This is a genomic window from Streptomyces sp. NPDC002790 (assembly GCF_040295505.1).
Lineage (GTDB): Bacteria > Actinomycetota > Actinomycetes > Streptomycetales > Streptomycetaceae > Streptomyces.
The window spans coordinates 31871-45518 of the sequence record NZ_JBEOVM010000033.1 but is presented as its reverse complement, the minus strand read 5'-3'; the positions used below and the strand labels follow the sequence as shown (position 1 = coordinate 45518).

Annotated in this window: 11 protein-coding genes and 1 tRNA gene; 4 read left to right on the top strand and 8 right to left on the bottom strand. The window is 69.3% G+C overall.

The window, feature by feature from the left end:
- Positions 1-18: 18 nt before the first annotated feature.
- The 7 genes from ABT004_RS17520 to ABT004_RS17490 form a co-directional block, all read right to left on the bottom strand.
- Positions 19-765: a restriction endonuclease gene (locus tag ABT004_RS17520; protein WP_351337311.1), complete on the bottom strand. Its 747-nt coding sequence runs from the start codon at positions 763-765 to the stop codon at positions 19-21.
- Positions 766-952: 187 nt separating this feature from the next.
- Positions 953-2941, bottom strand: a complete 1989-nt coding sequence (gene pknB / locus ABT004_RS17515) for a Stk1 family PASTA domain-containing Ser/Thr kinase (RefSeq protein ID WP_351337308.1) — start codon at positions 2939-2941, stop codon at positions 953-955.
- A gap of 199 nt (positions 2942-3140) precedes the next feature.
- Positions 3141-4601, bottom strand: a complete 1461-nt coding sequence (locus tag ABT004_RS17510) for a peptidoglycan D,D-transpeptidase FtsI family protein (RefSeq protein ID WP_351337305.1) — start codon at positions 4599-4601, stop codon at positions 3141-3143.
- Positions 4598-6025: an FtsW/RodA/SpoVE family cell cycle protein gene (locus ABT004_RS17505; protein ID WP_351337302.1), complete on the bottom strand. Its 1428-nt coding sequence runs from the start codon at positions 6023-6025 to the stop codon at positions 4598-4600. Before ABT004_RS17505 ends, ABT004_RS17510 begins: the two co-directional genes overlap by 4 nt.
- Positions 6026-6050: 25 nt before the next feature.
- Positions 6051-7565, bottom strand: coding sequence for a Stp1/IreP family PP2C-type Ser/Thr phosphatase (locus ABT004_RS17500; protein ID WP_351337300.1), 1515 nt, complete (start codon positions 7563-7565; stop codon positions 6051-6053).
- A gap of 149 nt (positions 7566-7714) precedes the next feature.
- Entirely contained in the window at positions 7715-8236 is a 522-nt protein-coding gene (locus ABT004_RS17495; protein WP_351337297.1) for an FHA domain-containing protein FhaB/FipA, read from the bottom strand.
- 10 nt (positions 8237-8246) lie between these two features.
- Positions 8247-9107 carry an FHA domain-containing protein gene (locus tag ABT004_RS17490; protein WP_351337294.1) on the bottom strand — a complete coding sequence of 287 codons (861 nt, stop codon included), beginning with the start codon at positions 9105-9107 and terminating at the stop codon, positions 8247-8249.
- 333 nt (positions 9108-9440) lie between these two features.
- Between ABT004_RS17490 and ABT004_RS17485 the strand changes: the two genes are divergently transcribed.
- Positions 9441-9523, top strand: a tRNA-Leu gene (locus ABT004_RS17485).
- 164 nt (positions 9524-9687) lie between these two features.
- Here the strand turns inward: ABT004_RS17485 and ABT004_RS17480 are convergent.
- Positions 9688-10341 (bottom strand): FMN-dependent NADH-azoreductase, encoded by a 654-nt coding sequence (locus ABT004_RS17480; RefSeq protein WP_351337291.1) that lies wholly within the window; start codon positions 10339-10341, stop codon positions 9688-9690.
- A 148-nt stretch (positions 10342-10489) separates the two neighbouring features.
- Between ABT004_RS17480 and ABT004_RS17475 the strand changes: the two genes are divergently transcribed.
- The 3 genes from ABT004_RS17475 (at position 10490) to ABT004_RS17465 (ending at position 13611) form a co-directional block, all read left to right on the top strand.
- Positions 10490-10879 carry a winged helix-turn-helix transcriptional regulator gene (locus ABT004_RS17475; protein WP_351337382.1) on the top strand — a complete coding sequence of 130 codons (390 nt, stop codon included), beginning with the start codon at positions 10490-10492 and terminating at the stop codon, positions 10877-10879.
- 210 nt (positions 10880-11089) lie between these two features.
- Positions 11090-12529, top strand: a complete 1440-nt coding sequence (locus tag ABT004_RS17470; RefSeq protein ID WP_351337379.1) for a DUF2252 domain-containing protein — start codon at positions 11090-11092, stop codon at positions 12527-12529.
- Positions 12530-12792: 263 nt separating this feature from the next.
- Positions 12793-13611: a J domain-containing protein gene (locus ABT004_RS17465; RefSeq protein ID WP_351337377.1), complete on the top strand. Its 819-nt coding sequence runs from the start codon at positions 12793-12795 to the stop codon at positions 13609-13611.
- Positions 13612-13648: the final 37 nt, after the last annotated feature.

The window sequence follows — 13648 nt, the reverse complement described above, 5'->3', positions numbered from 1 at the left end:
GCGACTTCGGGCCCTTTGTCACTTCAGGATGCGCCGGTCTCTGTGGCGAACCTCTTGCTCCGAGCCGTTCATTGCGTCCATGGCCGCCATGGTGATGGCGTGGGTGCTGTTCGCCACAGATACATCCAGCCTCTGGAGCCGGGCGTGGTGGCGGCGCATCCGGCGCTCTACGTGCTGGATGTCTGCGCGCAGGGCGAGCAGCTCGCGGCGGTGCTCGCCGGAGGCTTCGATCAGGGCGTTGAACATCGGGACGACGGTCTTGCCGAGCGTGTCGGCGATGCGTTGGTCGATGCGGGCGTCGAGCGCGTCGAAGCTTGCCGCGTCCTGAGTGCCGACTGGGTCGACTGGTTGGGTGCGGGCCAGGTACTCCATGTCGAGGAGGTAGGTGCGGACTTGGCGGGCGACGTCGCTGTCGCGCAGCAGCATGGCGATGTTGAGGACGGCTCGGCGGGAGTAGAGGGCCAGGCTGGAGCGAGGCTGTGGATAAGTGCCGGGATGGGAACTCAAGTTGAGTTCCTTAAATTCGCGCAGATCAGCGCCTCGCAGCACACGTAGTCCGTTGGAGGTGAGTTCCTGTCGGTGGCGGCTGAGCAGGTTGTTGATGACGGTCTCTGCTACTTCGAAGTACGCCGCCAACATCGCCGTCGTCACATGCATGCCGTCCGGCAGCAGGGACAGGGCCTTCACCTTGTCGAGTACGTCGGTGCGGGCGAGCACGCTGTTGCGCAGGGACTTGGATTCGAGCAGGGCCGATTCGTTGATCACCGGAGTTCCCTTCCGTTTGGGAGGTGTGGTGTCCGGATAACGGATCGGATCGTATGAAGGTATGGGCGAGGTTCGTATCTGCGTGTGAGTGGGGTGCGCCGTGGTGCGGTGTCGGTAAATGTGCCGGAGCCCCGGCCCCCTCACGTAGAGGGGGCCGGGGCTCCGACCGTGCAGCAGGTGCGGGGCGTCAGCCGCCGAGGTTGCCGCCGAAGATGCCGCCGTTGTCGTTCCCGCCGTTGCCGCCGCCGACCGTGGTCAGGGTGACCGTGGTGTTGGCGGGGTCGGACGCGGTGTTGGCCGCCGGGTCCTGGGTGATGACGCGGGCCTCGTCGCCCTGGTCGGCGCCGTCGGCGAACTGGACGTTCTTGAAGCCGGCGTCGTCCAGGATCTTCTTGGCGTCCTTGACCTTCTGGCCGACCACGTTCGGGACCGGGGTCTGCGCGCCCTCCTTGGCGACCTTCAGCGTGACGGTGGAGCCGGGCTCCGCCTGGCTGTCGGCCTGGAGGCTCTGGGCGAAGACCTTGCCGGGCTCGGCCGCGGTGCTCTCCTCCTCGGTGCAGGTCGCCTTCAGGTTGCTGTCCTCGAGCTGCTGGGTGGCCTCGTCGCAGGAGAGGTTGCCGCCGGCCACGTTCGGGACGGTGACGAGCGCCTTCTTCTTGGCGACGGTCAGGGTGATCTCGGTGCCCTTTTCGACCTTGCCGCTCGCGGGGTCCTGCTTGGTGACCGTGCCGGGCGTCCGCTCGGACTCCTCGGTGGTCTTGGTGATGTTGTCGAAGCCCTTGTCGTTCAGCTCGGAGCGGGCCTCGTCGTACGAGAGGCCCGTGACGTCCGGGATGGAGATCTTGGGCGCGCCCGTCGAGACCGACACCGTGACCGTGTCGTTCTTCTCGACCGTGGTGCCGGACTTCGGGTTCTGCGTGCAGATCTGGCCCTTGGGGTAGTCCTCGCAGGGGCCCGACTTGCTGGAGTCCAGCTTGAGGTCGCGGTTCTCGGCCATCTTCTCGGCCTCGCCGACGGTCTTGCCGACGAAGTTCGGGGCCTTGAACGACTCGTTGCCGGCCCCGCCGCCTCCGAAGATCTCTCTGCCGATCAGGACGGCGCCGACGAGCACCAGGATGCCCGCGAGCACCAGGAAGATCGTCGACGTGCGGTTCTTGCCCTGTCTGCGCCGGTCGCCCCGCTCGTCGTAGCCGAAGCCACCGTCGTCCGGGTTGGTCGGCGGCAGCATCGACGTCTGGCCCGCACCGTTCTGCGGGCGCAGCATCGCGGTCTGCTGGTCGTCGGGGTGGCCCCCGCCGTAGCCGACCGCGCCCATGGCGGCGGTGGCGGCGACCGGCCGGCCGTCGAGGCAGGCCTCGATGTCGGCGCGCATCTCGTCGGCCGACTGGTAGCGGTAGTCGGGGTCCTTGGTCAGCGCCTTGAGGACGATGGCGTCCATCTCGGGCGTGATCTCGGAGTCGAAGACCGAGGGGGCCTGGGCCTCCTCGCGGACGTGCTGGTAGGCGACCGCGACCGGGGAGTCGCCGACGAACGGTGGCCGCACGGTGAGCAGTTCGTACAGTAGGCAGCCCGTCGAGTACAGGTCGGAGCGCGCGTCGACCTGCTCGCCCTTGGCCTGCTCGGGCGACAGGTACTGCGCGGTGCCGATGACCGCCGCGGTCTGCGTCATCGTCATGCCGGCGTCGCCCATCGCGCGGGCGATGCCGAAGTCCATGACCTTCACCTGACCGTTGCGGGTCAGCATGACGTTGGCCGGCTTGATGTCGCGGTGCACGATGCCGGCGCGGTGCGAGTACTCGAGCGCCTGGAGGATGCCGACGGTCATCTCCATGGCCCGCTCGGGCAGCAGCTTGCGGCCGGAGTGCAGCAGCTCTCTGAGCGTGGAACCGTCGACGTACTCCATCACGATGTACGGGATCGAGATCTGGTCGACGTAGTCCTCGCCCGTGTCGTACACCGCCACGATCGCGGGATGGTTGAGCGAGGCGGCCGACTGGGCCTCCCGGCGGAACCGGGCCTGGAACGACGGGTCGCGCGCGAGGTCCACCCGCAGCGTCTTCACCGCCACGGTGCGGCCGAGCCGGGTGTCATGGGCGAGGTAGACCTCCGCCATGCCACCACGGCCGAGCACCTGGCCCAGCTCGTACCGGCCGCCGAGGCGACGCGGCTCTTCCATTACCTACCAGCCCTCTCCGTCGGTCCCGACCGTCCCGTGCGGGCGCTGCCGGTGTGCTGTCCGGGCATACCGTACCCGGCTTGCCCAGCGTGACCTGGCCGCCACCGTGACCCGTGACAGGACCGGTATCGCCACGTGCGTCTATGTGAACGGTGAGTGACCCGGCTCACAAGGGGCGGTGAAGCCGGGGTCTCTCGAGTCACTGCTTGCTGTCCACTACCGCCTTCATCACGTCTCGCGCGATCGGCGCGGCCAGGCCACCGCCGGAGATGTCCTGGCGGCCGGCCGCGCTGTCCTCGACGACCACGGCCACGGCCACCGGCGAACCGGAGTCCGTCTTGGCGTAGGAGACGAACCAGGCGTACGGCCTCTCGCTGTTGTCGACGCCGTGCTGGGCGGTACCGGTCTTGCCGCCGACGGTGACGTCGTCGATCTTGGCGTTGGAGCCCGTTCCGTCGTTGACGACGGTCTCCATCATCGACTGGAGCTTCTGCGCGTTCTCCTCGGTGAGCGGCCGGCTCAGCTCCTTCGGGTCCGTCTTGTCGATGGTGTCGAGGCTCGGGGCCTTCAGCTCGTCCACCATGTACGGGTCCATGAGCTTGCCGTCGTTGGCGATCGCCGAAGCGACCATCGCCATCTGCAGCGGCGTCGTGGCGGTGTTGAACTGGCCGATCGAGGAGAGCGCGGTCTCCGACTTGTTCATGTCGTCGTCGAAGTTCGACGCGTTCGAGCGGACCGGGATGAACTGCTCCTTGTTGAAGCCGAACTTGTCGGCCTCCTCGCGCATCGCGTCGTTGCCGAGGTCAGAGCCGATCTTGCCGAAGACGGTGTTGCAGGAGACCTTGAGGGCGACCCGCAGTGTCGCGTTCTTGCAAGGGATGTTGCCCTCGTTCGGCAGCGGCGTCGTGGTGCCCGGCATGGTCCACGGCAGCGGGGTGTCCGTCTTCTGGTCCGGTTCGTAGTTCCCGCTCTCCAGCGCGGCCGCGGCCGTCACCAGCTTGAACGTCGAACCCGGCGGGTACGTCTCGCGCAGCGCGCGGTTCAGGAGCGGCTTGTCCTTGTCCTTGTCGAGGTCCGTGAACGTCTTGCTGTCGTCGGTGGAGTTCCCGGCGAAGGACGAGGGGTCGTACGACGGCGTGGAGGCGAGCGCGAGGATCTTGCCGGTGGACGGCTCGATGGCGGCGACGGCACCCTTGCCGCGGTTCTTCAGGCCGTCGTAGGCGGCCTTCTGCGCGGCGGCGTTGAGGGTGGTGACGACGTTGCCGCCCTCCTTCTGCTTGCCCGTGATCATGTCGAGGGTGTTGCGGAAGAAGAGGCGGTCGTCGTTGCCGCTGAGGATGCCGTCCTCGAGGTTCTCGATCTGGCTGGCGCCGACGACCTGCGAGGCGTAGCCGGTGACGGGCGACCACATGGGCCCGTCCTTCCAGGTCCGCTTGTACTTGAGGTCGGTGCCGGTGGTCGCCTTGGAGCCGGTGATGGACTTGCCGTCGACGATGATGTCGCCGCGCGGCGTCGAGTACCGCTCGATGGCGACGCGACGGTTGTCCTTGTCGGAGGCGAGCGAGTCGGCCTTCACGTACTGGAGCCAGTTGTCGCGGATCAGGAGGCCGAGGACCAGGAGTCCGCAGAAGATCGCGATGCGGCGCAGGGGCTTGTTCACGGTCGGACCACCTGGGTCATCTCGGCGTCGGGACTTGGCGTGGGGCTCGGCGCGGGCCGCCGCGCGGTGTCGCTGATCCGGATCAGGATGCCGATGAGCGCCCAGTTGGCGATGACGGAGGAGCCGCCGTACGCGAGGAAGGGCATCGTCATACCGGTCAGCGGGATGAGTCCCATGACACCGCCGGCGACGACGAAGACCTGCAGCGCGAAGGCGCCGGACAGGCCGACGGCGAGCAGCTTGCCGAAGGGGTCGCGGGCCGCGAGCGCGGTGCGTACGCCGCGCTCCACGATCAGTGCGTAGATCAGCAGCAGCGCCATCAGGCCTGCGAGGCCCAGCTCCTCGCCGAAGGTGGCGAGGATGAAGTCGGAGTTCGCGGCGAAGCGGATGAGCTCGGAGTGGCCCTGGCCCCAGCCGGTGCCGAGGGTGCCGCCGGAACCGAAGGCCCACAGTGCCTGCATCGCCTGCTCGGAGTGGCCTGCCACGCCCTGCTGGCTGAGCATGTACTCCTTCATCGGGTCGAGCCAGGCGTCGACGCGCTGCTGGATGTGCGGCTCGAACGTGGCCACACCGACGGCGCCGACCGCGGACATCAGCAGACCGAAGACGATCCAGCTGGTCCGCTCGGTGGCGACGTACAGCATGATGATGAACATTCCGAAGAACAGCAGCGACGTACCGAGGTCGGTCTCGAAGACCAGGATGACGATCGAGATCCCCCAGACGACGAGGATCGGTCCGAGGTCGCGGCCGCGCGGCAGGTACAGGCCCATGAAGCGGCGTGAGGCGAGTGCCAGGGCGTCCCGCTTCACCATCAGGTAGCCGGCGAAGAAGATCGCGAGCACGATCTTCGCGAACTCACCGGGCTGGATGGAGAATCCGCCGATGTTGATCCAGATCCGCGCGCCGAAGATGTTCTGGCCGAGGCCGGGAACCAGCGGGAGCAGCAGCAGGATCACGGCGCCGAGCATGGAGATGTAGGTGTAGCGCTGCAGGGCGCGGTGGTCCTTGAGAAAGATCAGCACGACGATGAAGAGCGCGATGCCCATGGCCGTGTACATCAGCTGCTTCGGCGCGGCGCTGCCCGCCTGGTCGATCGACTGGAGCAGCTTCGACTGGTCGAGCCGCCAGATGACCACCAGGCCGAGCCCGTTGAGCAGGGTGGCCAGCGGCAGCATCAGGGGGTCCGCATACGCCGCGAACTTCCGTACGACGATGTGGGCGACGCCCGCGAGCAGGCCGAGGCCAAGACCGTAGCCGAGCAGGCCTGTGGGGACCTCGCCGTCGAGGGCGAGGCCGACATTGGCGTACGCGAACACCGGGATGATCACGGCGAACACGAGCAGTGCCAGCTCGGTGTTGCGTCGGCTGGGTGCTCCGATCGCTCCAATGGTCGACGTATGGGTCGTGGAGTTACTACTCATGGCGTGCTGAGGCCCCCAACGGCTTCTACTGCTGTGCGCACGCCTTGGCCAGCTGCTGCTCTTCCTCGGAAAGAGTGGGGCCAGGGGTGGGCGTGGGAGAGGTCTTGGACTTGCCGGACGACGACGGGTTCGGCGTGGGTGTGTCGGTGCGGAACGACGCCTGGGACGCCGTGCCTCCTGTGGAGGTTCCGCCTGCTTCGCCCTCGCCGGTCTTCGCGTTCTTCTCGTTCTCGGCCTTGTCCCGTGCGGCCTGCTTCTCGCATGCGGTGGCCTGCGCGGACAGTTCCTGGATCTTGTCCTGGGCGGCGGCCAGGTCACCTTCGGCGATGGTCGCGTCGACCTGCTTGCGCTGGTACGGCGGCAGGTACTTGAGCTGGATCTCCGGGTGGTCCTTCTCGACGTTGGACAGGCTCACCCAGGCGAGGTCCTGACTGATGCCGCGGTACAGCGCCACGTGCGCCTCGTTGGTGCCTACGTAGTACTGCGTCTGTGTCCAGCGGTAGCCGCCGTAGAGGCCACCGCCGATGACGGCCAGCGCGAGCACCGTGTAGAGGGATCTCTTGAGCCACCTGCGGCGGGGCCGCGGCTTCACGAAGTCCTCGTCCGAGTAGGAGAGACCCTCCACGGCGCCGCTGTCAGGCGGACCGAACTCGCCGCCCCCGCCGGGGGATCCGCCGGTGGCCTGGCGGCCGAGTCCGGCGGCGCGGCCCGCGGGGGTCTCCATCGCGCTGCCTTCGTGCAGCGCCTGCTGGTTCTCGGCGACGGCGCCGACGACCACGGGGGCGTCGGAGAGGTGACCGGCGAGGGTGTCCCCGCTGTCGATGTCGAGGACGTCCGCGATGATCACGGTGATGTTGTCGGGTCCGCCGCCGCGCAGCGCCAGCTGGATCAGGTCCTGGACCGTCTCCTGCGGGCCCTGGTAGCTGGCGAGGGTCTCCTCCATCGTCTGGTGGGAGACGACGCCGGAGAGGCCGTCGGAGCAGATCAGGTACCGGTCGCCGGCCCGGACCTCACGGATGGAGAGGTCGGGTTCGACGTGGTCGCCGCTGCCCAGCGCGCGCATGAGCAGCGAGCGCTGCGGGTGCGTGGTGGCTTCCTCTTCCGTGATGCGGCCCTCGTCGACGAGGCGCTGCACCCACGTGTGGTCCTGGGTGATCTGCGTCAGCACGCCGTCGCGCAGCAGGTACGCGCGCGAGTCGCCGACGTGTACGAGGCCGAGCCGCTGGCCCGTCCACAGCAGCGCGGTCAGGGTGGTCCCCATGCCCTCGAGCTGGGGGTCCTCCTCGACCATCATCCGGAGCTGGTCGTTGGCCCGCTGCACGGCGGTGCCGAGCGAGGTCAGGATGTCCGACCCGGGCACGTCGTCGTCGAGCGCGACGATGGTGGAGATCACCTCGGACGAGGCGACCTCACCGGCGGCCTGGCCGCCCATGCCGTCGGCGATCGCGAGCAGTCGGGGGCCGGCGTAGCCGGAGTCCTCGTTGCCCTCGCGGATCATGCCTTTGTGTGATCCGGCGGCGAAGCGCAGTGACAGACTCATGCGCACCTGCCCAGCCGGCTCAGACTCCGGGTACAGCCGGTCGTGTCGAACCACACTGCCCACCCTCCGGTCGGGAGCGCGCCGGGGTCCGGGGCAGCAAGGGCCCGGACGTCCGCGTCGGCCCGCTCGCGCTCATTCATGACGTAGCACTACTTCCGCAGCTCGATGACGGTCTTGCCGATGCGGATCGGCGCGCCCAGCGGAATCGGCTGGGGCGTCGTGAGGCGGGTCCGGTCGAGATATGTGCCGTTGGTGGACCCGAGATCCTCGACGATCCACTGGCCGTCCCGGTCCGGGTAGATCCTGGCATGCCGGCTCGACGCGTAGTCGTCGTCGAGCACGATCGTGCTGTCGTGCGCACGGCCGAGCGTGATCGTCTGCCCCTGCAGCGCCACCGTCGTACCGGTGAGCGTGCCTTCGGAGACGACCAGCTTGGTGGGGGCACCGCGCCGCTGGCGGCCGCCGCCCCCTTGCTGCTGTTGCCGCTGCTGCGGAGGCGCAGCGGCCTGTCGTGCGGCCTGTTGCGCGCGCCCGCTTTCACGGCGCGAGCCGCGTGCGGTGACGCGCGTACCGAACAGGTCGCTGCGGATGACCTGGACGGCCACGATCACGAACAGCCACAGAACGGCCAGGAAACCCAGCCGCATGACCGTCAGGGTCAGCTCTGACATTGCCCCCGCTTCACCCTTCGGCTTGCCGATAAACGATGGTGGTTTGGCCCACGACGATCCGCGAGCCGTCGCGGAGCGTAGCGCGGGTGGTGTGCTGCCCGTCCACCACGATGCCGTTGGTGGATCCGAGATCCTGGATCGTCGAGGGCGTTCCGGTCCGGATCTCGCAGTGCCGGCGCGATACGCCGGGGTCGTCGATCCGCACGTCGGCCTCGGTGGACCGGCCGAGCACGAGGGTGGCGCGGGAGATCTGGTGGCGTGAGCCATTGATCTCGATCCAGTGGCGCATGCGGGCGCCGGGCAGCGGGCCCGCGTCGGGCTGCTGTCCCTGTGCCGCGGGTGCCGGCTGGGATGCCTGCGCCGGACGGGCCGGCGGCGGGGCGGAGGGCATCGGCGGGGCCGCGGTGGGCTGCGGGTATCCGTAGCCACCGGGCGCCTGGTTCGGCCGGGCGGCCGGGGCGGGGCGCTGCTGCTGTGCCGGCCTGTCCTGGCTGGTGGAGGACGCGAGGGTGCGGCTGCGTACCCGGTACAGACCCGTGTCCAGGTCGTCCGCCTTCTCCAGGTGCACCTTGATGGGGCCCATGAAGCTGTAGCGCTGCTGCTTCGCGTAGTCGCGCACCATGCCTGACAGCTCGTCACCGAGCTGCCCCGAGTAGGGGCTCAGGCGCTCGTAGTCGGGCGCGCTGAGTTCCACGATGAAGTCATTGGGGACGACCGTCCGGTCGCGGTTCCAGATCGTGGCGTTGTTGTCGCACTCGCGCTGCAGCGCCCCGGCGATCTCGACGGGCTGCACCTCGGACTTGAAGACCTTGGCGAAGGTGCCGTTGACCAGCCCCTCGAGGCGCTGTTCAAACTTCTTCAGGACTCCCATGGGGCACCTCCTCCTTCTTTGCGGTCCTGCCTGCTTGGTACTGCTTACTGATCGTATCCACGCGTCGGGAAATCGGCTGGTTCCCCCTGTCCGCCTGCTCGATGAGTGTCGACGCTCACAGCCCCTCAACCGGGCCCCTTGTCTGGGGATCGTAGAGGTGGCCTCTGAACAGTGTCCCGTACGCGGCTGTGGGCTGTGGGCGATCCGGCTCCGGATGCCCGGTGGGGGGCCGGTTGAACGGATGTGAATCCGCCGTCTGCAGCGTGCTAATGTTTTGTTCGTCGGAAGGCGCCGGGCCCGAAAGGGCGCAGAGTTCGGAAGACACACTCGATTGCGCGAGTGGCGGAACGGCAGACGCGCTGGCTTCAGGTGCCAGTGTCCTTCGGGACGTGGGGGTTCAAATCCCCCCTCGCGCACAGTGAAAAGCCCCGCAGATCCTTGGATCTGCGGGGCTTTTGCGTTGCTCGACAAAGTTGCCCGCCACAGGTGGGTGCGCATGCCCACAGGGCCCCACGAACCGGTCGGTCGTGGGGCCCTGTGGGTTATGTCACGCTCACTACGCGCGCGTGGTCGCGCGTGCTCAGGCGGCGAAGCGGGAGGCGAGCGTCTTGCCCTTTTCCTCGGCGTCCGTGAGGGCCTTGGCGCGGGAGGCCTCGTAGAGCGGGACGAGCTCGGCCATCGCCGGGTTCTGCGGGGCCATCGTCAGCTCCGGGACGATGAAGTCCAGGTCGAGGCCGAGGCCGTCGCGCAGGGTCGCGCCCAGGAAGTTCTGCACGTACTCGAAGCCCTCGCGCGGGGTGCCCGGCGCGTAGGAGCCGCCGCGGCTGGCGACGACGGTGACCGGGGTGCCCTTGGCGGACTGGGTCTCGGGGCCCGAGGTGCGGCCCATGAGGATGACGTTGTCCAGCCACGCCTTCAGCGTGGAGGGGATCGAGAAGTTGTACATCGGGGCGCCGATCAGGATGGCGTCCGCCTGCTCCAGCTCCTCGATGAGCTTGACGCGCTCGGCGAAGGCGGCGGCCTGCTCCGGCGTGTGCGCGTCGGCGGGGACGAAGCCGGCCACGTGGGCCTCGGCGGTGATGTGCGGCACCGGGGCCGCGGCCAGGTCGCGGTAGACGACGGTGCCCTCCGGGTGCTGCTCCTCCCAGGCCTTGCGGAAGGCGTCCGTGACGGCGCGGGACGCGGAGGCCTGGCCGTCGAAGACGGAGGAGTCGATGTGGAGCAGGGTGGCCATGGTTCTCTCCCGTGAGGGTTGAGGGCGCCCCCGAGGGTTGAGGGAGCCGTAATTGAGTATGTAACTATTAATAGCACAGGTACTTACTTTTTTTCACCCCCATACGAGAACGCAGTACCCTGGAGGCATGGTGGGCAACGGGGAAGACATGAGCGAGGCGTGTGCGGGAGGCGCCGTGACCCAAGAACCCCACGGGTGTTCGACGGTCGACATCGGCATGACGCGCGTCTTCGGACTGCTGGGCAAGCGCTGGACGGGGCTGATCGTGTCCGTCCTGATGGGCGGCCCCCGACACTTCGCGGACCTGCGAAGGGCCATTCCGGGCATCAGCGAGCGGATGCTCTCCGACCGGCTGACCGAGCTCGGCGCGGCCGGCCTCGTCGTACGGCAGGTCGACGAAGGGCCGCCGTTGCGCGTCTCGTACCGGCTCTCGGCGGCGGGCGCCGCGCTGCAGCCTTCGCTGCGGGAGCTGGGCGACTGGGCCGGGACATATCTGGGTGCCGAGGGCGGGACGTGTCCGGAGGAGTTCCGGAAGTGACGGCCGGAAGTGACGGCTGGAAGTGACGGCCGGGGTTCGAGTTCTGGGAGCAACCGGCCCGTGGAGTGAGCGAGTTGTGCACGTGCTGAGGGTTTTCCACAGGCCCTGACGGGTTTTCCGGCCCGGCGGTACGGTCGTGACCGATCACATACGAGGCACGGCAGAGGCACGGCATGGGGGAGGCGGTCGGACGTGGGCGGATCGGATCACGTGGCGGTGCCGCGGCAGGGCGGGACGCGGAAGTCCGCGGAGGCAGGGGCGCGGCGGCTGCCGCGGGTGCCGGGGTTCGCGGAGCCCGCGGGAGGCTCGGGCGGCACGCCCAAGGCGGCGGGCAAGGCGCTGCGGGGGCAGGTGCCGCGGAGCGCGCACCGCGACTTCGCGGCGGACCCGGACCGGCCCGACGGACCGGCCGCCGTCGAGGAGTCCAACCGCGGCCGGATCCCCGAGCTCACGCCGATCCGTGTCGGACGGATGGCCGCCACCCCCTTCGCGTTCCTGCGCGGCTCCGCGGGCCTGATGGCGTACGACCTCGCGCGCACGCCGGTGACCGGCATCGGCGCCCAGATATGCGGTGACGCGCACGCGGCCAACTTCGGCCTCTACGCGGACGCGCGCGGCGGCCTCGTCATCGACCTCAACGACTTCGACGAGACGGTGCACGGCCCCTGGGAATGGGACCTGAAGCGGCTCGCCACGTCGCTCGTGCTCGCCGGCCGGGAGGCGGGGGCCGACGAGGACACCTGCAAGGAAGCGGCGCACGACGCCGTCGGCGCCTACCGGCGCACCATGCGGCTCCTCGCGAAACTCCCCGTCCTGGAGGCGTGGAACGCGATCGCCGACGAGGAACTGGTCTCCCACGCGAACGCCCGCGATCTGCTCGGCACCCTGGAGCGGGTCTCCGAGAAGGCCAGCAAGAACACCAGCGGACGGTACGCGGCCAAGTCCACGGTCGCGGTGGAAGGCGGCGGACGGCGGTTCGTGGACGCGCCGCCGGTGCTGCGCTCGGTGCCCGACGCGGAGGCCGCGGCCGTCGCGAGCGCGCTGGGCCCCTATCTGGACACACTGTCCGCGGACCGGCTGCCGCTGCTCGGTCGGTACGCGATCCATGACGTGGCCTTCCGCGTCGTCGGCACCGGCAGCGTCGGCACCCGCTCCTACGTGGTGCTGCTCCTCGACCACCGGGGCGAGCCGCTGGTGCTGCAGGTGAAGGAGGCGCGGCCCTCAGCGCTGCTCCCGCACCTGTCGGCGGCCGGGTTCGCGGCGGAGCCCGTCGAGCACGAGGGCAGGCGGGTGGTGCTCGGGCAGAAGCGGATGCAGGTCGTCAGCGACATCCTGCTCGGCTGGACCACGGTCGACGGACGTCCTTTCCAGGTCCGGCAGTTCAGGAACCGAAAGGGCAGCGTCGACCCGGCCGCCCTCGCCGCCGACCAGATCGACGACTACGCCCGGATGACCGGCGCCCTGCTCGCCCGCGCCCACGCGCACAGCGCCGACCCGCGGCTCGTCGCCGGGTACTGCGGCAAGAACGAGGAGCTGGACGAGGCGGTGGCCGCGTTCGCCGTCACCTACGCGGACCGGACCGAGGCCGACCACGGGGACCTTGTGCGGGCCGTGCGTGAGGGGCGGGTGGCGGCGGAGGCGGGCGTTTGAGGCGGGGCGTCTGTGAGGAGCGGGCGGTGGCGGCAGTGCGGGATGGCTTCGCCCGTGCGGGGGCGGCTTCGTAGGGCTTCGGCGGGTTGGGTCGGGTTGCGTCGGGTCGTCGGGTTACGCCGGGCTTCGTCGATCAGGGGCGTTGCCGTTGCCGTTCGGGTGCGGTCAACACCGTGCCCTACGCTGGTCGTGTGACGACCCCGGAGACCGACGATGCGGCAGGGCGGCCGGAGGAGCAACCTCGGGAGCGCCTCAAGGACCGCCTGAAGGAACGCCTCAACGAGCGGGCCCAAGAGCGGAGCGCGGAGCGGCCGGAGGCGCGCCTCGAGCGGGCCGTGCGCGCCGCCGAGCAGGCGTTGATCGAGTTCGAGATCGCCGTGGAGACCTTCCGGGTCGAGGTGGAGAACTTCTCGCGCCTGCACCACCAGAAGCTCGGGCCGATGTACACGCGGCTCGACGAGCTGGAGGCGCTGATCGCGGAGGCGACGGCGGCCCGCACCGGTGACGCGGAGGACCTTCGCAGGGCCGACGAGGCGCGGGCGCGGGTGATGCCGATGCCGGGCGTCGAGGAGCTGTTCCACGGGTGGATGGACGGGGACGGACTGTTCCCCGAGGCCACCGCGATGCTGACCGATCAGCCGGTGCGGCCGCCGCAGCGGGTACGGCCCAGCGAGGAGGCGCGCAAGCTCTACCGCGAGCTGGCCCGCAAGGCGCACCCGGACCTGGCGCAGGACGACAGTGAGCGGGAGCGGCGCGACGAGTTCATCTCCCGGGTGAACGCGGCGTACGGCCGGGGTGACGCGGCGTTGCTGCGCGAGCTGGCCGAGGAGTGGGCCGCGGGTCCCAAGCCGCCCGAGCAGCAGCCGACCGAGAGCGAGGAGCTGTACGCCCGCCTCGAGTGGCTGGCGCAGCGCAAGGAACTGCTCACGGCGGTGGCGCAGGAGCTGGAGGAGAGCGCGATCGGCTCGATGCTGCGGATGGCGCCCGACGACCCGGACACCTTGCTCGACGAGATCGGCGAGAAGCTCCTTGCACAGGTCGCCGAGCGTGAGTCCGAGCTGGAGCGGCTGACCGCGTCCTGAGTCCCGGGGTCCGAGAGGGTAGCGTCGGGGGCATGGT